16 protein-coding genes and 1 tRNA gene are annotated in these 20723 nt (G+C 46.4%); 5 read left to right on the forward strand and 12 right to left on the reverse strand.

Translation table 11 applies throughout. The annotated features are described in order from the left end of the window. Positions 1 to 229: 229 nt before the first annotated feature. From JGK16_RS16110 to ribBA, 3 genes are read right to left on the reverse strand one after another with little or no spacing between them, the layout of a single operon-like run. The gene (locus tag JGK16_RS16110; RefSeq protein WP_293184262.1) at positions 230 to 376 is read right to left on the reverse strand and encodes a hypothetical protein; all 147 of its coding nucleotides are present in this window, start codon (positions 374 to 376) and stop codon (positions 230 to 232) included. Then, positions 370 to 1809: a pentapeptide repeat-containing protein gene (locus JGK16_RS16115; protein ID WP_293197319.1), complete on the reverse strand. Its 1440-nt coding sequence runs from the start codon at positions 1807 to 1809 to the stop codon at positions 370 to 372. Before JGK16_RS16115 ends, JGK16_RS16110 begins: the two co-directional genes overlap by 7 nt. Positions 1810 to 1836: 27 nt before the next feature. Further along, on the reverse strand, positions 1837 to 3573 hold the full coding sequence (ribBA, locus tag JGK16_RS16120; protein ID WP_293192536.1) for a bifunctional 3,4-dihydroxy-2-butanone-4-phosphate synthase/GTP cyclohydrolase II: 1737 nt from the start codon (positions 3571 to 3573) through the stop codon (positions 1837 to 1839). Between the two features lie 509 nt (positions 3574 to 4082). Between ribBA and JGK16_RS16125 the strand changes: the two genes are divergently transcribed. Continuing rightward, positions 4083 to 5444 (forward strand): DUF4339 domain-containing protein, encoded by a 1362-nt coding sequence (locus JGK16_RS16125; RefSeq protein ID WP_293184256.1) that lies wholly within the window; start codon positions 4083 to 4085, stop codon positions 5442 to 5444. A 65-nt stretch (positions 5445 to 5509) separates the two neighbouring features. Here the strand turns inward: JGK16_RS16125 and JGK16_RS16130 are convergent. Beyond that, a tRNA-Phe gene (locus tag JGK16_RS16130) sits at positions 5510 to 5582 on the reverse strand. A 133-nt stretch (positions 5583 to 5715) separates the two neighbouring features. Here JGK16_RS16130 and JGK16_RS16135 point away from each other — a divergent pair. After that, entirely contained in the window at positions 5716 to 8376 is a 2661-nt protein-coding gene (locus JGK16_RS16135) for a glycosyltransferase family 39 protein (protein WP_293192539.1), read from the forward strand. Positions 8377 to 8489: 113 nt separating this feature from the next. Here JGK16_RS16135 and cobO read toward each other — a convergent pair whose 3' ends face one another. The 3 genes from cobO to JGK16_RS16150 form a co-directional block, all read right to left on the reverse strand. Next, the gene (cobO, locus tag JGK16_RS16140) at positions 8490 to 9113 is read right to left on the reverse strand and encodes a cob(I)yrinic acid a,c-diamide adenosyltransferase (RefSeq protein WP_293184250.1); all 624 of its coding nucleotides are present in this window, start codon (positions 9111 to 9113) and stop codon (positions 8490 to 8492) included. A 111-nt stretch (positions 9114 to 9224) separates the two neighbouring features. Further along, entirely contained in the window at positions 9225 to 9803 is a 579-nt protein-coding gene (locus JGK16_RS16145) for a Uma2 family endonuclease (RefSeq protein WP_293192541.1), read from the reverse strand. A 143-nt stretch (positions 9804 to 9946) separates the two neighbouring features. Continuing rightward, positions 9947 to 10570, reverse strand: a complete 624-nt coding sequence (locus JGK16_RS16150; RefSeq protein WP_293184246.1) for a hypothetical protein — start codon at positions 10568 to 10570, stop codon at positions 9947 to 9949. A gap of 111 nt (positions 10571 to 10681) precedes the next feature. Between JGK16_RS16150 and glp the strand changes: the two genes are divergently transcribed. The 3 genes from glp to rimM all read left to right on the forward strand — a co-directional run bounded on the left by glp (position 10682) and on the right by rimM (position 14421). Then, positions 10682 to 11953, forward strand: a complete 1272-nt coding sequence (gene glp / locus JGK16_RS16155; protein WP_293192543.1) for a gephyrin-like molybdotransferase Glp — start codon at positions 10682 to 10684, stop codon at positions 11951 to 11953. 265 nt (positions 11954 to 12218) lie between these two features. Beyond that, a complete protein-coding gene (locus JGK16_RS16160) occupies positions 12219 to 12851 on the forward strand; it encodes a response regulator transcription factor (protein WP_293148190.1) in 633 nt (210 codons plus the stop codon). 922 nt (positions 12852 to 13773) lie between these two features. After that, the gene (rimM, locus tag JGK16_RS16165; protein WP_293192545.1) at positions 13774 to 14421 is read left to right on the forward strand and encodes a ribosome maturation factor RimM; all 648 of its coding nucleotides are present in this window, start codon (positions 13774 to 13776) and stop codon (positions 14419 to 14421) included. A 137-nt stretch (positions 14422 to 14558) separates the two neighbouring features. Here the strand turns inward: rimM and JGK16_RS16170 are convergent, their stop codons facing one another. The 5 genes from JGK16_RS16170 to JGK16_RS16190 all read right to left on the reverse strand — a co-directional run bounded on the left by JGK16_RS16170 (position 14559) and on the right by JGK16_RS16190 (position 20623). Continuing rightward, positions 14559 to 15020, reverse strand: coding sequence for a phosphate-starvation-inducible PsiE family protein (locus JGK16_RS16170; RefSeq protein ID WP_293184235.1), 462 nt, complete (start codon positions 15018 to 15020; stop codon positions 14559 to 14561). Between the two features lie 357 nt (positions 15021 to 15377). Then, positions 15378 to 15683 (reverse strand): RNA-binding protein, encoded by a 306-nt coding sequence (locus JGK16_RS16175; RefSeq protein WP_293148182.1) that lies wholly within the window; start codon positions 15681 to 15683, stop codon positions 15378 to 15380. 292 nt (positions 15684 to 15975) lie between these two features. Beyond that, positions 15976 to 16302 (reverse strand): hypothetical protein, encoded by a 327-nt coding sequence (locus tag JGK16_RS16180; protein WP_293184233.1) that lies wholly within the window; start codon positions 16300 to 16302, stop codon positions 15976 to 15978. A gap of 130 nt (positions 16303 to 16432) precedes the next feature. Then, complete coding sequence (locus JGK16_RS16185) at positions 16433 to 18604, reverse strand: nitrate reductase (RefSeq protein ID WP_293184231.1); 2172 nt, start codon at positions 18602 to 18604, stop codon at positions 16433 to 16435. Between the two features lie 339 nt (positions 18605 to 18943). Beyond that, a complete protein-coding gene (locus tag JGK16_RS16190) occupies positions 18944 to 20623 on the reverse strand; it encodes a nitrate ABC transporter ATP-binding protein (protein ID WP_293192547.1) in 1680 nt (559 codons plus the stop codon). Between the last annotated feature and the right edge of the window lie 100 nt (positions 20624 to 20723).

Below are 20723 nucleotides of genomic sequence, written 5' to 3' on the forward strand. Positions count from 1 at the left end.
GTGCGAGCGTCCCCGCTCGCGAGCAGTATAATCGCGAGCAGTATAATCGCGAGCAGTATAATCGCGAGCAGTATAATCGCGAGCAGTATAATCGCGAGCAGTATAATCGCGAGCACAGTATAATCGCGAGCAGTATAATCGCGAGCAGTATAATCGCACTATATGCAAAACTGAGATGCTCCCGTTAGTTGTTAGTTGTCAGCTTCCCCGCTCGCGGGTCGTTGGGTTGTTAGTTGGCAGTTGTTAGTTGTGATTCGTCAGTTGTGATTCGTTTTTGTTTATTTGTTATTTCGTAATTATTAGCAACTAGCAACGGCCAACTGCTAACTGTCAACTGCCAACTGCCAACTGCCAACTGCCAACTGTCAACTACCATTCCGATTCTAATGGTAGTTCAAAGAAACTCGGATTCAGATCTACATCAGTCAAATCCGTTTCGCTCAAATAAGCATCAGTCAAAGATACCCCTTTTAAACTTGCGCCTTTAAGATTTGCACCTTTAAGGTTAGCACCTCTGAGATTAACTCGGAATAAATGAGCATCGCTCAAGTCTACTTCAGTTAAATCGGCTCCCTCCAAATTTACTCTCATCAAATCTGCTTTTCTGAGGTCAGCTTCGTTTAACTTCGCGCCGCTGAGGTCGGCTTTTGTCAAGTCTACACCTCTCAAGTCGGCGCCGCTCAAGTTAGCGAACAGCAAAGTAGCTCCGGTGAAATCTGTTTCCCTCAAGTCGGCATCGCTCAAATTAGCGCCGCTGAGGTCAGCCCTTGTTAAGTCTACACCCCGGAGGTCAGAAGAACTCAAGTTTACTTGGTGCAAAATTGCGCCGCTTAAATCGGCTCCTCTCAAGTCTGTTCCCTCCAAGTTTGCACCTTTGAGGTAAGCTTTTTTTAAGCTAGCTTTACTGAGGTCTACATTTTTGAGATTGACCGAACTCAAGTTAGAACCGCTCAAATTAGCTCCGCTTAAATCTGACCCGTTTAAGTCGGCTCCGGTTAAGTTCACCCCTTGCAGCGATACATTAGGAGCAATTAAATAAGCTCCGCCCAGACGGGGGTCAATGCCTTCTGAAAACAATGTTTGGTTGCTGTAAACAGCTTTTTCTAAAATGACGCCGCTGAGACTGGCTTCCCTCAAGTCCGCTGCGCTGAGGTTGGCTCCTGCTAAGTTTGCCCGATCGAGCTTTGCTCCAAATAAAATAGCTTTATATAAGTTTGTCCGCCGCAAATCGGCCCCTTTTAAATCGGCTCCGGTCAAATCTACCATAGCCAGATTTAAGCCCGGGAGCGAGGCATTGGGAGCTAGCAAAATTGCTCCCAATGCAGCGGGGTCAATATCGTCGGGAAACATTGTCCGGTTGTTGTAGACTGTCTTGTCTAAAATAACGCCAGTCATCTGAGAGCCTCGCAAATCTGCTCCACTGAGATTGGCTCTGGTTAAGTTGGCTTGTTGGAGATTTGCTCCAACTAAATTGGCCTTGATCAAACTTGCTTGTTTGAGGTTGGCTCCCGTGAGTTCTGCTCCTACGAGAGTAGCTTCTCGGAGGACAGCACCGGTCAAATCGGTTCTGGTGAGGTTGGCTAAATTCAGAAATGACTCAGCTAAATCCGCCCCGCTAAGATTGGCGCGGGTGAGATCGGCTTCGATCAGATCTGCATACCTGAGAATTGCGTCGCTGAGATTGGTTTCTCGGAGATCTGTTCCCCTGAGGTTGGCTCCCCGGAGTTCCGCACCGCCGAGGTTGGTGCCTTTAAGCGGTTGTCCCCTGAGGTCGAGCCGGTGCAAAAAGTCACCAACGTTCATTTCCATATCGATTCGCCCTTTCTAGTCTTGACCTTAGCTTGACATTCCGAGGGCAGAATCGGGAATAGCGGAAAAACTATAGATTTTTTGAGGTTGAAGTTTCGCACAGGCGGACGCGACTTGTTCCAGGGGGAAGCTTTCGCGATCGAGCTGGACTTGCAGGGTTTTGAGCGGATCTGCGCCGGAGGAAACCATGAATTCTAATGTTTGCAAGTCGGGCTCTGTGCTGATAGATTCAAGAATTTGCCCGATCGCCCTGACGTAAGGATGGTTTGGATCTTTGTACCAATCGGGGGCTGCGAGTCCGGCTTGGTCGAAGCCGAGGTGAACGATGAGGGAGCTTTCTCCGAACAGGGCTATTCCCACCGGCCGCGCTTCTTCTTGCAGTAGTAAATCGCGACTTGCTACCAAATGCCGCAGTTTCTCAAGGTGTTCGTACCGATTTTGAATGGCCGAATCTTCCTCTTTTCCTTCTTCCTTCTTCCTTCTTCCTTCTTCCTTCGTTTCGTACTGAATCGCTACTGTGACTAAATAAGTTTGCAGCAGCATATGACCTAGTTTTTCGGCTTTGGTTGCCAGATAGATCGAGTTGTAATCTGTGGCTTCAATGAGTAAGGGGACGCGATCGACTACTTCAATGCCGTAACCTTTCAAACCGGCAATTTTTCGCGGGTTGTTGGTAATCAACCGAATTTTTTCCACTCCCAAATCGTTAAGCATTTGTGCTCCAACGCCGTAGTTCCGCAAGTCGGCGGGAAAGCCCAAGCGTTCGTTAGCTTCTACGGTATCGTATCCGATATCTTGCAGCGAGTAAGCTTTGAGTTTATTGACCAGTCCAATCCCCCGACCTTCTTGGCGCAAGTAAACTATGATGCCGCAACCGGCATTTTCGATCATTTTCAGTGCTGCTTGCAGTTGCATCCGACAGTCGCAGCGCAGGGATCCCAAAGCATCTCCGGTCAGACATTCGGAATGCACCCGCACCATCACGGGTTTGTCTTTAAATTCTGCCGGGTCGCCCTTGACAATGGCAACGTGTTCTGAATTGTCTTGAGTGTCGCGGTAGGCGTAGATCGTAAACTCGCCGAATTCAGTCGGCAATTTGGCGACTGTTTCGCGGCGGACAAATCGATCGTGCTTGAGGCGGTAGCTAATTAAGTCAGCAATGCTGATGATTTTGAGGTTGTGGGTTTTGGCGTATTCGATCAATTCGGGCAACCTCGCCATCGAACCGTCGGGGTTTTGAATTTCGCAGATGACGCCGCTGGGATAGAGGCCGGCGAGTCTGGCGAGGTCAACGGAGGCCTCGGTGTGACCGGCGCGTTTGAGGACGCCACCGTCGATCGCCCGCAGCGGGAAAATATGACCGGGACGGCGCAAATCTTGAGGTTTGGTATCTGGGTGGATGGCTACTTGGATGGTGCGGGCGCGGTCTTCGGCGGAGATGCCGGTGCTGACGCCGTTGACTGCATCGATGCTGACGGTGAAGGCGGTTTGGTTGTTGTCGGTGTTTTTGCTGACCATGAGAGGCAGTTCTAGGCGATCGAGTCGATCGCCAGTCAATGCCAGACAAATCAAACCCCGGGCCTGTACTGCCATGAAATTGATATTGTCGGGGGTGGCGAATTGGGCGGCACAAATCACGTCGCCTTCGTTTTCGCGGTTTTCGTCATCGACTACTACCAGCATCCGACCTGCTTTCAGGTCTGCCAGGGCGCTGTCAATTGAGTCAAATTGAAAGGATTGAGTTGAGGTGTTGTTGTAGGGCACTGAGGAGTTCAAGCTATAAACAGTATTGTTATGGAAATAGAATCTATTATTGATTGTAGCCTGTTGTTTCCGGCTGGGTGATTCTCCGAGTCAGATGAGTTTAACACCATTTTCGAGCTTGCATACTAGAAATAATCCTTTTTGTCAATCAAAAATTGCCAGAGTATTTCATGAGTTCGATCGAGATTCCGAGGCTTTTAGGGAAAGAGAAGGAAAATTATGTTGACTCTAAATCGGAATTTGTTCGATATTAATGCGATCGTCAAAGCGCGGTTGAGTTGTTAATTTAGCAATTGTGGCGATGAAGAAAGCAGTGACAATCGATCGAATTTGTAATCAGGAAGGGTTTTGGGGCGATCGAGAGTGCCCGGATGTAGCGCTATTGTTAAAATATGGATCTGTCTGAGGGAGGTTCAAGGATGAACCAATACTTTGTCTGAAGGCTAAAGCAATTGCGGAAGCTCAAGTGTAGTGGGACAATATTGATATCCGCCTCAATTGTCCCTCTCATGAATAACTGGCCGAAGTTCCTCCCCCTTCCTGCATCATGGGCAAAAGGTTTTGCATTAAGCAGTGGCTTTTGGCTAATTGTTTCGGTACTGCTGCCTGGATATTACTACTACTCCTACAGATTTAGCACAGCGTACTGGCGCAGCATCAGGAGTTATGACGAAGGCGCGATCGCCTTTGCTTGGTTGTGCCAAATCCCGTTATTTGCTTTCTACCATTGGGGATTAGCTAAATTTGCTGAGTGGGTGGAAAGTCGCAGCCAGAACCAACCGCCGACAGTAACAGTATCGCCTTGGCTGCACTGGAGGGAAGGGTTTATCGCATTTGCGACGCTGCCGGCTGCGATCGTCATGGGAATTCCGGCGATCGCCTTTTTGATGCTGCCGCTGAGGGACTCTTCGGGCTCAATTGTTGCTTTAATTATCGGAACTGCGATCGCATCGGCTTATTTGTATCACTTCCGCTTTGCAAGGCTGCTGAAAATTCTGGTCAAATTCCTCTGGATTTTCTATGCACAATTGCTTAAAATATTGCAACTTCTGTTAGTACCAACACTAACCGGTATGCCGTTTTTTGTGCTGACTTTTGTGACGGCGCCAATGGTGCCAAAACAACTGCTGCCACTGACGACCTTTCTATTAGTTATTTCTGTATTTCTCAGTGGCATAGTCGGATATGCAGCTTTGCAGTATTGGTCGGCGCATTTAGTTAATTGGGCCGCGAAGTGGTGGCCGGCCCACTCTCCTGGTTACAGTCGGGTTCAAGCTCGCACAGCTTGGAAACACAACAAAACAGCAGCTACTCAATCTTTGGTTCGGCATACAACCAGTTGGCATTTAGCGGCGAATGATACTACCTACCTAATTTATTTCAATTTGAGTGCGATCGTCTTTGGTGCGATCGGTTCTGTGCTGTTTGGAGAGCCGTCAACATGGTCAGAAACAGAAGAAGAGATGTTAGGATCTGCCGTGGCGCTAGTTTGGGTGGCGCAGTGGCATTTTTGGGGTTGGCGTCGCGAAGTAGAAATTGCTAGGGGTAAGCCCGAGGCCAAAAAGAGCTCGCGCGATCGTAATTTACCCGCCGCCGATCCAATTGAAGTCGAGCTCAACCAACTTGTAGCCGAGTTCGGCGATGCTCGGATGAAGCCTGTCAGAAAACCTGCGTCAGCAACTAAAAAGCCTAAGTCACAGCAGGCTCAGTGGTACGTATTCCGCAGCGGTAAAGCCGAGGGGCCTTATACTAAGCGACAGTTGCGAGATGTGCAGCAAATTACCGATCGCACCAAAGTACGCCGCGGTGAAGCCGAGTGGCAGCGCGCTGGTGAAATTCCCGAATTAGCGCAGTTTCTGACTGAGAAATAAATAATTGACTGCATTGCCCGCATTTTCCCCAATAAAAAGCCCTCAACTTTGTGAGGGCTTTGCGATGCCAAGACGGAGATTTGAACTCCGGACACGTGGATTTTCAGTCCACTGCTCTACCAACTGAGCTATCTCGGCTTGTTTTTTTACGCTTAACTACCTTAGCAGACACATACGGAATTTAGCAAGCACTTTTTCAAAATAATTTTTAGAGCGCCCGGAACCGCCCACCTGTAAGCTAAAAACTGCAAGCTAAAATCCAAAAATCGCAATGGCACAGGAACATCGGGACAGCCGGGGCAAGAGTATGCTGATCTTAGGCATAATTTGGCTGCTGGGGGCAATTAGCGATCGCCTCTGGTTTGCCTGCGATCGATCTGTACCCGCCTGGGATCAAGCAGAATACCTCACTAGCACGCTGAATTACTTACAGGCGTTGCAGCATCCTCAGTGGTTTTCCGGCGACTGGTGGACAAGTTTCTGGCTGCTTTCGACGAAGATTCCGCCCTTGGTGTACATCTTAACGGTGCCGTTTCTGCATATTTTTGGTACTGGGGGCGATCGGGCAACCCTCGTTCATTTATTATTTAGTGCTATTCTGCTCGCCTCAGTCTACAATTTGGGCACCAAATTATTTAATCGACAAGTTGGTTTATGGGCTGCTGCTATTTGCGTTTTGTTACCGGGACTTTATCGCTTCCGCTTGCAATTTTTGCTAGATTTCCCCCTAACTGCTGCGATTACTTTTTGTTTCTATTGTCTGACAATGTGGAAGAAACAAGAAAATGCGGCAGCGGATTTTGCCGTATATATAACGGAGAGAAAAAATCAGGAAAATCGTAAAATATTTTACCTGAATCGATTATCTTTCTTCTGGGCGATCGCCTTTGGAATTTCTCTAGGGTTATCAATATTAGTTAAACACACTACAGTATTATTTTTGTTTACACCGATTCTGTGGTTAGCAGTTGGTGCAGTGCGACAAAAAGCATGGGGAAGATTAGCTCAATTAGCTGGTGCATTGTTGCTGTCTGCTGCCGTGTTTGGCCCGTGGGCAAAAACCAATTGGCTGTTAATTTTGACCGGGGGAAAACGGGCAACGTTCGATTCTGCGATCGCCGAAGGAGATCCGGGCCTGAATACGATCGGTGCTTGGATTTACTATATTCAGCACTTACCAGAACACGTTTCCTGGCCTCTGTTACTGATTCCCTTAGTCGGATTTATACTCTATTATTGGCGAAATCGAGCCGATAGTCAGTCAATCTTGTACCTTGACTCCTGTCGGTGGCTGGGGGTATTTTGGATAGGAGCTTATTTAATTAATTCCCTAAATATCAACAAAGATGACCGATATGTGATACCTTATTTACCAATATTAGCAATATTTTTAGCCTACTGTTTAACCCTGTGGCCGCAGCGTTGGGGAAAGCAAATTCGTTGGGGAACAATTGGCTTAGGAATCCTAGCGATGCTGTTCCATATCTGGCCGCTGGGCGGTGGTTTGGGACACAACTCCGTTCAAGTTGTCAGTCCCGGCAATTCTAGCTATCCTTATTTAGGTAAACAGTGGCCGCACCAAGAAGTAATTGCCGAAATTATTGATACCGAACCTTATTTGCAATCGACTTTGGGCGTGTTGCCTTCCACACCGGAAATTAACCAGCACAATTTGAATTATTACGGTGCTTTGGCGAATTTTCAGGTTTACGGGCGACAGGTGGGAACCAATTTAAAAGAAGTGCCGCAAGATGTGCGATCGCTTTCTTGGTTTGTTACCAAAACTGGCCCGCAAGGTTCGATTCGGGAACGGATTAAAAAAGCTCAAAATGCAGCGGTGGCGGCGATTGAAACTGGTGGTAAGTTTAACTTGCAAAAAAGTTGGGTTTTGCCTGACAATACTAATTTGAATCTTTACCGCAAGCAGTTGCACGCGGTGGAAATACAGCCGTTGCCTGAAGCGCGATCGCAAGTACAATTAGAGCAGGTGACTGTTTTGGCAAAACCGGTTCCCGGTGTGGCGTTGCCGGTGACTTATACTTGGTCTGGGCCTTGGCAGCAGTTGCAGTCTGGTTTAGTGTTGTTAACGTGGCAAAATCAGCAGTCTGGCGATATTCCAGCGGGACAGACTGTGAGGATTTTACACGATCGCGCGATCGGCCAGGCAACTTTGCATCCGGGAATGCTGGAAGCCGATAAATTTGCTGTGGGGTTTCGAGTAGTCGATCGCACGGCGATGCTAACTCCTGCTAATATTGCACCGGGAAGCTACAATCTGCAAGCGACTTATCTCAATCGCAAAACCGGGGAAACTTATCCAATCAATGTGCCGCAGGTAACGCTTAAAATCGACGCTCAGCCCGAGGTTATTGCTTCCCAGACTCGCACGGATAACGAAAACGATAAAAAATTGAAAATCGCCGAGCAAGTCCCAGCAAATGAAGATACGCCCGAGTTAGATTTGGTAACTCAATTGCGGGCGATGGCGGTTAATTTACCCAAAGGATTGCCCGGTTTAGAACCAGTGTTCGAGCAGATTGGACGGATCAATCAGTACGATCCGATTCAAGATTATACCGTGCAAGCGGAACAAGCGTTAGCATATCGGCTGAAGCAGGAACCGAACAATCTAGAATTCGCCTATGCTTTGGCATTTTCTAGAGTATTGCAGCAAAATGTCGAAAGTGCGATCGCGGCTTTAGAAAAAGTCACCCAACTAGACTCTCAAAACCCCTATGCTTACGCTTATCTCGCCTTCGTCCAGATTTACGGCTGGCACCCAAAAGCCGCTGAAACAGCCTTAAAACCCGCACTCGCCCTTAACCCGAACCTACCGGAAATTAGAATTTTAAACGGTTTAGCCGCTTTAATGCAAGGCAATGTCATTCAAGCGTGGCAAGATTTGCAATTCTTGAAAAAATTGAAGATTTAAGCTGTTGCGGCATTTAAACTGTATGTCAATAAATAATCCAAGTCTTGTGGGATGGGCTTCTAGCCCGTCCCGAATATGCAATGTTTATTTGCGCGACAGCTTAGCAATCAAAACTAATACTCAATACCAGCTTGAGCCTTAATACCTTGTTCTCGAAATGGATGCTTAACCAAAGTCATTTCCGTCACCAAATCGGCGCGTTCAATTAATTCGGGTGGCGCGCCTCTGCCGGTGAGAATTACATGAGAGTCTTTGGGTTTTTGTTCTAAGGCTGCGAGCACTTGTTCGACTTGCAAATAACCCAACTTTAATGCTATATTGACTTCATCTAGCAAGACCAACCTAAACTCAGGATTGCAGATAAAGGTTACAGCTTTATCCCAGGCTTTTTGAGCTGTAGCAATATCTCGATCGCGATCCTGCGTATCCCAAGTAAAGCCTTCACCCATCGCATGAAATTCTAGCTGATTTTCCCAGAGTTCAAAAACAGCTTTCTCTGCCGGTTCCCAAGCTCCTTTGATAAATTGTACTATGGCGACGCGGTAGCCGTGACCGAGCGATCGCAAAACCATGCCTAAAGCAGCCGTAGTTTTGCCTTTACCGTTACCCGTATTCACAATTATCAAACCTTTATCTTCAGCAGCATTAGCAATTCGCTGCGCCTGAACTTCTTGTCGGCGCTGCATTTTTTGTTTGTGTTGTTCGGCTGTTAGGGAAGTTGTTACTTTAGTTTCCATTAGATTTTTTTAACGCAGATTGGAGACTCAGAAACCGGGTTTTTTAATACATACTTCGGTGCAACCCGCAGATTGGGAAAAAACCCGGTTTCTCGGATTCGGATTTAGCTATTATGTCCACAGCGATCGCAAGTTTAGCACGAAACCGGGCAAAATGTGTTCTCCAGAAAGTTCTGCGGGACATTCGATAATTTCTTTTTCTTGTCCTTCGCGGTAGATTTCAACTCTGCGCGTTTTACGGTTGATTAACCAGCCTAATTTTACTTGGTTTTCCATGTATTCTTGCATTTTGTCTTGAGCATCTTTTAGACTGTCTGTCGGCGACATTAACTCTAAAACAAAATCTGGGGCAATCGGAGGAAATTTTTGTTTTTCTTCGGGAGTGAGTGCATCCCATCTTTCTTGTTTAATCCAAGAAACATCGGGGGAACGATTGGCACCGCTGGGGAGTTTGAAGCAAGTTGAAGAATCGAAACAAACTCCTAGTTTAGTTCGTCTGTTCCAAATTCCAAAATCAATAGATATTTCAAAATTGTAATTTCCAGTTTCTCCTCCTGTGGGTGACATGACGGTTATTTCTCCTTGGGCGTTGCGTTCAAATTTGACCTCGGGGTTTTGGCGACACAGTTGATAAAATTGGTCGTCGTTGATTTGGGCGATCGCATTAAAGTTGATGGTAACTGCTAGCATGGTATTTTAGAGGCTGCACTTGGACTATTGTAACCGCAGATAAAGGCCGAGCGATGCAGGTTGTGTAAATCGCAAACCGGAGAATGCTATTTTTGAAGCCGGAAGATTTTGCGAAATACTTGTGTTGGCATTATATCACAAAGTTATAATGACGCGTTCATCTTGTTATGAAAACTTTTTTCCAGGAAAGATTTGCAGACATACCAATAATAAAATGCAATGTTGATTTCGCTCAATAACTTAGGAACCCCTTCTAATAAACTAGCTAAGATCTTGCCTTCTAACTTCAGCGCGTCCATGCCGATCGCAAAAAACAACAATCCCAATCCAGCCAACAAGATTTTGTAGGGAGTAGACTGTAGTTCTCGCCGAAAAAACCATCCGTAGGAGAACACAAATATAGCGTACAACAAACTAACTCCTAACTTAGGAATTCCCAAGGCGCTAATATATAGATGAATCCTGTAAATTTCATTGAGCAGAAATGCGCCTGTCAACAAAGCAGAGAACAGAATAAATCGAGTTTCCGTAGGGCGCAGTTGCATAGTTTTAGCCAATCCATAGCTAAAGCTACAAACAATAACTGGCACAGCACATAAGATTTGAAAGGTTCGAGTTAATAAAGCCACATTGGGATTGGGGGAGAAAAAAGGGTGAAAGAATAAATCGCTGACTTGCAAGCCTGAAAGTTGAGTCAGGACAACCAGAAATCCCACCAGAAATAGAGATAAACAATTGAGTCGAAAAGCTGAGCGAAAAATAGTCATAAGCTAAGGACGACAAAAAACGGTTTACCGCAGAGGAATCAAAAAATACATTTCCACTATAGCTGCTGATTTGCTAAACTAAGAAGAGTCTTGTTAAACTGGGTGACACTGATGCTGTCCGTAAAAGAAGCAGAATCTATCGTTCTAAATTTGGCGCAATCCCTCGACAGTCAGCGGGATGTAGAAATTGTAGACTTGTTGGCAGCATCGGGGCGCATTTTGGCTGCACCCGTCACCGGTTCCCTCGATTTTCCTTATTGGGACAATTCGGCAATGGATGGCTATGCGGTGCGGTTTGCTGATGTGGAAAATTGCAGCGCCGAAAAACCTGCGGTACTCGAAGTAGTCGAGGAGATTCCAGCCGGATATCAGCCTCAAACTACCGTGCAATCGGGCCAAGCAGCCCGAATTTTTACGGGCGCGATGATGCCAGATGGTGCTGATACGGTGGTAATGCAGGAAGAAACGAGGCGTGAGGGCGATCGCATTTTTATCTTAGTTTCTCCTGAAAAGCCACAAGCATTTGTCAGGCACAAAGGCACTTTTTATCAAGCAGGAACAAATTTACTAACTCCGGGTACAGTTATCAACGCCCCAGAAATGGCAGTATTAGCAACTGCACAGTGCATTCAAGTTCCAGTTTATCGGCGTTTGCGGGTGGCTATTTTTTCTACGGGTGACGAATTGGTATCGCCAGACAAAACTTTGACTTACGGTAAACTGGTAGATTCAAATCAGTATGCTTTGACAGTGTTGTTGACTCAAATGGGATTTGAACCGATTCGATTGGGGATTGTTCCTGATAGTAAAGATGCGCTAAAGGAGGCAATCGATCAGGCTGTTTCGACAGCAGATGTGGTGCTTTCTACGGGTGGCGTTTCGGTAGGAGATTACGATTATATCGAGCAAATATTGGCGGAGTTGCAAGGCAAAGTTCACATTAGTTCTGTGGCGATTAAGCCCGGTAAACCTTTGACTGTCGCTGCATTTAAACGAGATGAAGAAAAATCAGATTTGCCGATTGCGAGTTCGGATTGTCTCTATTTTGGTTTGCCGGGAAATCCAGTTTCGGCTTTAGTATGCTGTTGGCGGTTTGTTGTGCCTGCTTTGCGAAAGATGTCTGGGCTGGGCGCGGATGCTTGGGGCCCGGAGTTTGTGCGGGCTCGATGTGATGTTGAATTGCGATCGCCTGGCAAGCGCGAAACTTATGTTTGGGGTAAACTACATTTAGTTGCCGGATTCTGGGAATTTGAACCTGCAAGCGGCAGCCAAAATTCAGCAAATTTAATTAACCTCGCAAATACGACTGGTTTAGCAGTTTTGCCCGCATCGGAAACCTGGATTTTGCCTGGTGAATTTGTAGAAGTTTTAAAAGTTAGTTGACAGTTGACAGTTGACAGTTGTCAGTTGACAGTTGGCAGTTGGGGAGCATCTCATTACTATAATAAATGCAAAACAGAGATGCTCCCGTCAGTAGTCAGTAGTCAGTTGGCAGTTGGCAGTTATTAGTTATTTGTTATTGTTGAGAACCTACCAATTCCCAATTCCCAATTCCCAATTCCCAATTCCCAATTCCCAATTCCCCCTTCCCAATTCCCAATTCCCAATTCCCAATTCCCAATTCCCAATTCCCCATTCCCAATTAACAATGAAAATTCTAATTGTTGAAGACGATCCGATGATGCAACTGGGATTAGAGCAAGTTTTAGCCGATTCCCCAGAAATAGAAATAGTAGGACAAGCAGAAGATGGATATTTAGGCGTAGCCGCCGCACTGAAGCTGAAACCAGATATTATTGTAATGGATATCGGTTTGCCGCGACTGGACGGCATAGCAGCGACGCAGCAAATTAAAGCACAACTGCCGGAAGTTAGAGTGGTAATGTTAACTTCTCATACCGCTGAAACTGAAATTATTGCTGCCCTTTCAAGCGGTGCTGATGCTTATTGTATTAAAGGTGCTTCCGTAGACAGGCTGTTAGCAGCGATTGCAGCGGCAGCAGAGGGGGCTACTTACCTCGATCCTCAAATTGCTCGGACTGTCATCGATCACCTCAAACCGCCTACACCAGCCTCTACAACTACTTTTGGCCAATTGTCACAGCGGGAATTAGAGGTGTTAAAGTTAATGGTGGAAGGTAACAGCAATCCGGAGATAGCGGCGGCACTTTATTTGAGTCCAAATACTATTAAAACTCATGTTCGCGGTATTATGAATAAGTTGGCTGTGGACGATCGCGTGCAAGCAGCCGTTGTCGCACTGAGAAGTGGGTTGGTTTGACACTCCCCGACCTTAAGGTGCGGGGATTCTTGGCTCAACGAGACCACTTAACCTAGATACCTTGCAGTGTCTAGCAAGCGAGGTGGGACTCTCCCCAAGCGACTTCGGGTATGCCCTACCCTAGTTGGATTGCTCCAAGTTCTTTTTTAATTTGAAACGATATGTCTCAAAAAAACTGTTCGTCTAGCTCCTCTGAATCTTTTACCTACTGCGAGGTGGAGTCTAGAAAAATGCAGTAGAACCGCATAGATTCAATTTTCTCTTGTTCAGTGTGCCTCTCGGCGACTGGGTTTTTTAAGTGGTTGATTACCCTATCCACTATAATTAGTGTACCACATCTGTACACAAAATGGCAAAGAAAGAATTGTACATCAGAGTATCAGAGGCCCAGATGGATATGCTTGAGGAATACGCCAAACAGAATAGTCGAACCAAGTCCGATATTGTTGGCGAACTTATCAGAACACTCTCGAAAAGTCGTCCTAGAAGGACGAGGCTTTAAACCCAATTTTTCGGTAAAGAGGGAAGAAGGGAGAGGGGGAGAGGGGGAGATGGGGAGAAAGGGAGAGCTGACAGGTGTAGGTTTTCCCCTGGCAAAACCCAGCAAATTTAGACAGTGCAAAGGTTTTGGGCTTTTGCATCTTAAAATCTCAAACTCTTATGGGATAAGGCTTTTACCAAAAAACCTACACCCGTCAGAAGGGGGAGAGAGGGAGAGGGGGAGAATTACCCAATTAGCAATTACCAATTACCAATTACCAATTACCAATTACCAATTACCAATTACCAATTAGCAATTACCAATTAGCAATTACCAATTAGCAATTACCAATTACCAATTACCAATTACCAATTACCAGTCACTAATGACTAATGACTAATGACTAATGACTAATTATTAGCAATTTGAGTAAGAGAATTTATGTCTGAGTGGATAGAAATCGGTACAATTGTAGCAGCTCAAGGTTTATACGGGGAAGTGCGAGTCTATCCCGATTCGGATTTCCCGGAAAGGTTTATTGAACCGGGGAGGCGGTGGCTTTTGCGCCCTAAGAAAACTGAACCGGAACCGATCGAGTTTTTGGGCGGTCGCTACATTCCAGGCAAAGGGTTGTATGCTGTAGAGGTGGAGGGTGTAGAAGACCGCGATGGCGCTGAAGCGCTGCGGGGCTGTAAGTTGTTAATCGAAAAGGGCGATCGACCTTACCTCGAAGCTGGTGAGTTTTACGTCCAAGATTTGCTTGGTATGGAAGTTTTTAACCAGTTAACCGGGGAAATCCTAGGTAAGGTAAGCGATATTATCCCCGCAGGTAACGACCTTTTAGAGGTAGAAACTAATCTCACAGCGCCGGAAGTTGTCCCCCCAGGAGTAGCTAAGCCAAAACGCCCGGAAACTCCCACAGCAAATGCTGACCCCAGAAATACCCGCAAACCACGGAAAATCCGGGTTAAAGAACCTAAATCAACGAAAGTTTTGATTCCTTTTGTGCAAGAGATTGTGCCAATTGTTGACTTGGAGAAAGGCAGAATTGAAATTGTGCCTCCTGCTGGTTTATTGGAAGACATCTAGGCAAGACGGCGGTTTCAACCGCCCATTTTTCTAGACAAGAAAGGAAAGGATTTTTCAAGCAAAGCCGGATTGGGTATTAGTTATTGATGACAATTCCCAATTCCGAATTACTAATGACTGATGACTAATGACCAATATTAATCATTTGCTTTATTGGCAAACCGCACTATCAGGTAACTGATGGAAAGCGCAAAAATGGCTGCTGCTAAACCAATCAAGTCGGCTGCTGTTTTTTTTTCTAGGTCAAGAATGATTATTTTTCGAGATACTGCTATCAAAGAAGTTACAATAACTAGCTCTACTTGAATTACGTGCTTTTTCAGATAAGCTGTAATATTTTCCAAGATTTCCAGGGCAATTAAAACATTTAAAAACAACCCGAATATGACAAACAACGTATCTTTTAATAAAAAACTCTCGTGGTCGTTAAACAATTCTTTTGCTAAATAAATCAGCAAATCGCAAACGCTGATTATAATTACCAAAATCATCGCCAGCGATAAAATTTTGGATATTATGACTTCTACATTTTCTGTAAAATGCAGAAATTGTTCATCACTGCCAAACTTAGAAATTTGCCTAAATAGTTTTTTCAGCATACCGATGATTTAGCGATCGTCGATCATTCTGTCATTCTTCGGTACACTTGGCAATCCCGAAACTCTGTGATTGCTTGTTTCCCTCGGAAAACCGGAGTCTGAGGAAGGTTATTTTTTCTGCCCGTTATATTTTACAGGCTTTCGGGTCAGCTCCGAAATCGATCGCACACAGTCCATTTCCCGATTCAGAAATTTTGCAAATAAAAAAACCTCAAACTCTAGCTTATCAAGAGTTTGAGGACTTTCAGACACGGTACGATCGCACAATCAACTACTTATTCTCAACAGATAAGGATTGTTGACTGCATTTTCGCCCTGTCGAACACACGACCAAGCTAAATTTTTAGCTTGGGTGGTTTAGTAGCGGCGAGAAGAGCGGTCGTTGTTGCCCCAGTTGCCGCTGTTGGAAGAACCGCGCTCTTCGCGGGGTTTTGCCTTGTTGACTTTGAGGTCGCGACCCATCCACTCAGCACCGTCAAGAGCCTCAATGGCTGCGGCTTCTTCTGCTTCAGTAGACATTTCTACGAAAGCGAAGCCCCGCATCCGACCTGTTTCGCGGTCAGCAGGCAATTGAACGCGCTTTACTGTGCCGTACTCTCCAAAAGTTTGGTTGAGGTGCTCCTGCGTTACTTCGTAGGATAAATTGCCGACATAGATTGACATTGAACATTCTCCAGAATCGAGGTTGTAGAGATTTAAATCCGGAGGAACGCCGATCGAACGAACTGTACTGCCGAAAATAAAGCCTTATAAAAATAGCATAGCACCTATAGGTGCAAACTGCAATTTTTCCGATCCGCTCGATCGACTAAAAATAAGGAATAAAGAATCAGGAATCAGGAATCAGGAACAAGGAATCAGGAAAAACCCCGAATAAAGCAGGAAAAACTAGAAAAAATAAATTTAATTTTCTTGATTCGCGAACTCTGCGGGAGAACGCAGCTTGTCGGGTGCTTCAACAGTTGACTGTTGACTGTTGACTGTTGACTGTTTGAGAGCGACCTCTACCTGGAAGTCCGAGGATTGGAGTAATGAATAGTCTGATTTTAATTTCTCCCTCAAAGACGGGCGGGCTTTCAACCAATTCTTTCTGGTAATAACTCAAAATTACTCGATAACCTTGCCCAAAAACAGGTACAAGCCCCGGACTTAAGTCGTGGAGATCCCAAAATTTGAGACCCTTCGACAAGCGAACGGCCAACGCCAAAGTTCCAACTCCCAGATTGCATCTGTGGAGTAAATCAAAAAATGGAAAATCGAAAAATAGAAAATCGACTGACAAAGGTCTTGATTGCTGTAGAGTACCCTGCTATTGTGCCTCAGCCATAGCTAAGAAACTGGGTTTATTGACAAAAAAACTAGAATTTTATTTGAGTCTGTGGCAAGAAACCAAGGTAAAGTTGGACGGCAACTCAAGAATTGACCGTGACGGTGGATTTTGCCCAATTAAACTCCCCAACTTCTGCGGCCACTTCTGCCCCAATCAGCACTAACTGCACCGCACAAGCTTTTAACTCGGGCTGTTTGGAATCTGGACAACTTGTAGCATGAGTCATGGCATTGGCTTCAGCACTTTCTGCCCACAGAGAACCCCAGTGCATCGGTACAAATAGCGTACCAGGGGCGATCGCCTTGGTGACTTTTGCTGGAAACTGAGCCTTACCGCGGCGCGATCGAACTTCTAGCAAATCACCCTCCTTAATCTGCAATTTAGCAGCATCGCGCGGGTGAATTTCCAAAAACGGATCTGGGTGCAATTTATTGATTTTCTCTGTTCTCCCAGTCCGAGTCATCGTGTGCCAATGTCCGTAAACTCTTCCTGTGGTTAACACAAACGGATAGTCGGGATCTGGTGGTTCTGCTAGTCCCCGGGAGTGATAGGCCGAAAATCTCGCCCGCCCGTCAGGAGTGTGAAAACGCCTGTCAGTATACAGCCGTTTAGCTTCAGTCGCTGGATGCACAGGCTGATTTTCGGGACATGGCCACTGTTGGGGGCCTTGAAGGCGCAAATATTCATGGCTGAGGCCTGTTACGTCGCAGGGACGATCGCGTGTCAACTGCACGTATTCTTTGTATATATCGGCGCTGCTGTCGAAAGCAAAGTGTTCGGCAAAACCCAACCGGCGGCCGACTTCTGCAAAAATCTTCCAGTCGTCGCGCGCTTCGCCGGATGGTTCATCGAAACCGGGACAAAGCGTCACGCGGCGTTCGGAATTCGTCATCACTCCGGTTTTTTCGCTCCACTGGGTTGCCGGCAGCAGGATGTGAGCGTAGGCTGAGGTTTCGGTGGGATAGTATGCTTCTTGATAAATCGTCAAGGGCGATCGCAACAAAGCAGCTTTTGTCCGTTCCAAATCCGGCATACTCACCACCGGATTGGTGGCGGCAATCCACAACAACTCAACATCGCCAGTTTCCAAACCGGTAATCATATCCCAAGCATTGCGGCCTGGATTCGGCGAAATGCTTCCCGGTGCGATTCCCCAAAACTCCTCGACTTGGGTTCTGTGTTCGTCATTTTTGACAAAGCGGTAGCCTGGAAGTAAGTGAGAAAGTCCTCCAGCTTCCCGGCCTCCCATCGCGTTTGGCTGGCCTGTGAGGGAAAACGGGCCAGATCCCGGTTTGCCGATTTGACCAGTCATCAAGTGCAAATTAATTAGCGATCGCACCTTTGCCGTACCTTCGGAGGACTGGTTAATTCCCATCGACCACAGAGACAAAACCCGTTGTGACTGTTCCCAATAGTTGGCAGCAGTTTCTAACTCGCTGACAGTAATGCCGCAGCGCGAGGCTACAAACTCCGGCGTATAGCTGCTGAGAACTTCAGCAAAAGCTGAAAAATTTGCCGTGCATTCTTGAATAAACTCAGGATCTATTGCTTGCCTCCGCAACAGCAAATATGCCATTCCATTGAGTAAATCTATGTCCGTCCCTGGTTTAATTGCCAAGTGCAAATCTGCGACTTCAGCAGTCGGAGTCCGCCTCGGATCTACCACAACTATCTTGACATCGGGATGTTTTTTGTGGTACTTTACTAATCGATTGAATACAATTGGATGGCATTCCGCTGTATTGCTGCCGATAATAAAAGCGCAATCTGTTAATTCTAAATCGTCGTAACAGCAAGGCGGCCCGTCCGAACCAAAACTTTGAACGTATCCCGAAACCGCTGAAGACATACACAAACGAGAATTCGCATCAAAATTATTAGTGCCCAGACAACCTTTCATGAGTTTCTGGGCAACATAATAATCTTCTGTAGCGAATTGACCTGAACCGTAAACGCACAAAGCATCTGGCCCACTGGTACTGCGAATTGCCTGGATGCGGTCAACAATGGCATTGAGAGCTTCGTCCCAGCTAGCGCGACGGAACGGCTGGTCGAGAGTCTCTCGCATCATCGGATAAAGTAGCCGATCGCTGCGAATGGACTCTGTTACCGTTGCTCCCTTGATACAAACCATGCCCTGAGTCGATGGGTGATTGCGATCGCCCCGCACTTTCCAAGTTTGTTTTTTGTCGGGAACAACTTCTAGACCGCAACCTACACCGCAGTAAGGACAAAGAGTTTTTATAGTTTCCATCTGGTGATTTTAGATGCTAATTTTTGAAAGCTCATGGATAATTCGTAATTCGTCATTATAGTTGGAACTGAGGACTCCTACAAATAATGTATCAATAATTACTAAATTACCCCGGAAATGCTTTACATAAGCGGAAAATACCCTGATTTCAAATTAACCGCTATCTTTAGTTAAACTCGCGATCGCACTCGGATAGGTTTGTAGTGAGGACTTTAGTCCGCCGAAAGAAGGACTAAAGTCCTCACTACAAACCTATTTTATAGTAGTCGATCGAGCCGAGGCGATCGGCTTCTCAATCGAAAATCTTCAACTATCCAATGCAAAAATGGTATAAGTCACCTATTTCGCGGTTTTAACTTCTAATAAGCCGCCGCCACCGCTGGTGGGGCTAAACGTTACTTGGAAATCAGCAGTTTTTTGAGCGCCTGCTGCGGCACCGGCAGGAGTTTGCAAAGTCGGCAGAGGAGTTTCTTTGAGGAAATCTTTAGCTGCTTTATTTGTGGGCTCGAACTGTACGATATCTCCGTTTTGTTTCACTTTGACTCGATAGGTCAAACTTTGGGTAAATGTCGGAGTTGTTTTCCAATTTTCGTCAATTCGTGCATACAACTGATTTCCGATCGCATCAAGTTCAGCTTTGTCCGAAATTCCTGAACCTGCACTGCTTGCTGCCTTGGTGGGTGAGGTTGCAGGACTGGCAATGGATGCAGGACTTGCAGCAGCACTCGGTGCAGGACTGGCAATGGATGCAGGACTGGCAATGGATGCAGGACTGGCAATGGATGCAGGACTGGCAATGGATGCAGGACTGGCTGCAATTGGTGCAGGACTGGCAGCAATCGGTGCAGGGCTGGGAGGAGAACTGACAACCGCCGCCGCAGTTGGTGCTGGTGCAGTTTCTGCTAGCTTGGCTTGCTTGAGTTGGCTGGAAACAGCAGATGTATTGACAGCAGCTAAAGTTGCCATTGTTACCAACCACGAGATTGCCAGGACGGCACCTTTGATTGGCGAGGCTTCTAAGGGTTGTGCAGCGTGAGGCACAAAGGATACCGGTGGCATGGGCTTGTCAGCAGTAGCCCCAGGCTTTTTGCTAGCGGGTAATGGCAGGACGACGGGTGCCATTTCTGAGTCCGTTGTGTCCTCTTCGTGGTGGGCGTAGCGAGAGAACAGGAATTCTAAAGCAAAGTTGCGGAGTTCGTAGTATTTCGGGTCTTCCATCATCCGCGTGCGGTTGCGGGGACGGCTGAAGGGAATGTGCATATCTTCGCCGATTGATGCAGCAGGGCCGTTGGTCATCATCACGATGCGATCGGCTAAAAACAAAGCTTCATCAATATCGTGAGTAATCATGACGATCGTAATTTTGTACTCGTGCCAGATTTTCAGCAATTCTTCCTGCAATTCTTCCCTGGTAATCGGATCTAGTGCTCCGAAGGGTTCGTCCAAAATCAGCAGTTTGGGACGAGTTGCCAGGGCTCGGGCGATCGCCACCCGCTGTTTCATACCGCCCGACAACTGGCCCGGTCTTTTGTTGCAAGCTTCTGTCAGCCCCACTAATTCCAGGTTATCTTTGACGATCTTGTCGTGTTCCTCTGCGGACTTATCCCCGTAAACAGTTTCAACACCGAGGTGGATGTTTTCTGTAGCAGTCAGCCACGGTAGCAGCGAGTAGTTTTGAAACACCACCATGCGATCGGGGCCCGGTTCAGTAATCCGCGCACCTTCGAGAGCAACTTCTCCGCTTGTCGGCCCGTTAAATCCCGCAATCATGTTCAGCAAAGTTGATTTGCCGCAGCCAGAGTGACCGATCAAACAAATAAATTCGCCTTCATTAATCGTCAGGTTCACACCGTCGAGAATCACGAAAGGTTTTTCTGGTTCTTTCAGGTTTGGGTAGACTTTTGATACATCTTTAATAGTCAAAAAGCCTGATTTCTTACTCTGAATCTTCGTTGCCGGGGGCGCTTTGATAGTTTGCATATTTTCAGGATTTGGTTGGGGGTTTGCGGAATTAGACATGAGAATTTAGGATTAAGGGTTAGTAAGAGAGGTAATTAGGAAGCGGGAAATGTGGAGTCTTGTTTCCTGATTCCTTACTCTTCACTCCCTCTTCCTATTT

The organism is Microcoleus sp. PH2017_09_SFU_O_A (genome assembly GCF_020738625.1).
GTDB lineage: Bacteria > Cyanobacteriota > Cyanobacteriia > Cyanobacteriales > Microcoleaceae > Microcoleus.

What these genes read in the sequence shown, in the direction of transcription:
- JGK16_RS16110 (WP_293184262.1), bottom strand. Translation starts at nt 376, where the DNA reads ATGGTAGTTGACAGTTGGCAGTTGGCAGTTGGCAGTTGGCAGTTGACA.
- JGK16_RS16115 (WP_293197319.1), bottom strand. Translation starts at nt 1,809, where the DNA reads ATGGAAATGAACGTTGGTGACTTTTTGCACCGGCTCGACCTCAGGGGA.
- JGK16_RS16125 (WP_293184256.1), top strand. Translation starts at nt 4,083, where the DNA reads ATGAATAACTGGCCGAAGTTCCTCCCCCTTCCTGCATCATGGGCAAAA.
- JGK16_RS16135 (WP_293192539.1), top strand. Translation starts at nt 5,716, where the DNA reads ATGGCACAGGAACATCGGGACAGCCGGGGCAAGAGTATGCTGATCTTA.
- cobO (WP_293184250.1), bottom strand. Translation starts at nt 9,113, where the DNA reads ATGGAAACTAAAGTAACAACTTCCCTAACAGCCGAACAACACAAACAA.
- JGK16_RS16145 (WP_293192541.1), bottom strand. Translation starts at nt 9,803, where the DNA reads ATGCTAGCAGTTACCATCAACTTTAATGCGATCGCCCAAATCAACGAC.
- JGK16_RS16150 (WP_293184246.1), bottom strand. Translation starts at nt 10,570, where the DNA reads ATGACTATTTTTCGCTCAGCTTTTCGACTCAATTGTTTATCTCTATTT.
- glp (WP_293192543.1), top strand. Translation starts at nt 10,682, where the DNA reads ATGCTGTCCGTAAAAGAAGCAGAATCTATCGTTCTAAATTTGGCGCAA.
- JGK16_RS16160 (WP_293148190.1), top strand. Translation starts at nt 12,219, where the DNA reads ATGAAAATTCTAATTGTTGAAGACGATCCGATGATGCAACTGGGATTA.
- rimM (WP_293192545.1), top strand. Translation starts at nt 13,774, where the DNA reads ATGTCTGAGTGGATAGAAATCGGTACAATTGTAGCAGCTCAAGGTTTA.
- JGK16_RS16170 (WP_293184235.1), bottom strand. Translation starts at nt 15,020, where the DNA reads ATGCTGAAAAAACTATTTAGGCAAATTTCTAAGTTTGGCAGTGATGAA.
- JGK16_RS16175 (WP_293148182.1), bottom strand. Translation starts at nt 15,683, where the DNA reads ATGTCAATCTATGTCGGCAATTTATCCTACGAAGTAACGCAGGAGCAC.
- JGK16_RS16185 (WP_293184231.1), bottom strand. Translation starts at nt 18,604, where the DNA reads ATGGAAACTATAAAAACTCTTTGTCCTTACTGCGGTGTAGGTTGCGGT.
- JGK16_RS16190 (WP_293192547.1), bottom strand. Translation starts at nt 20,623, where the DNA reads ATGTCTAATTCCGCAAACCCCCAACCAAATCCTGAAAATATGCAAACT.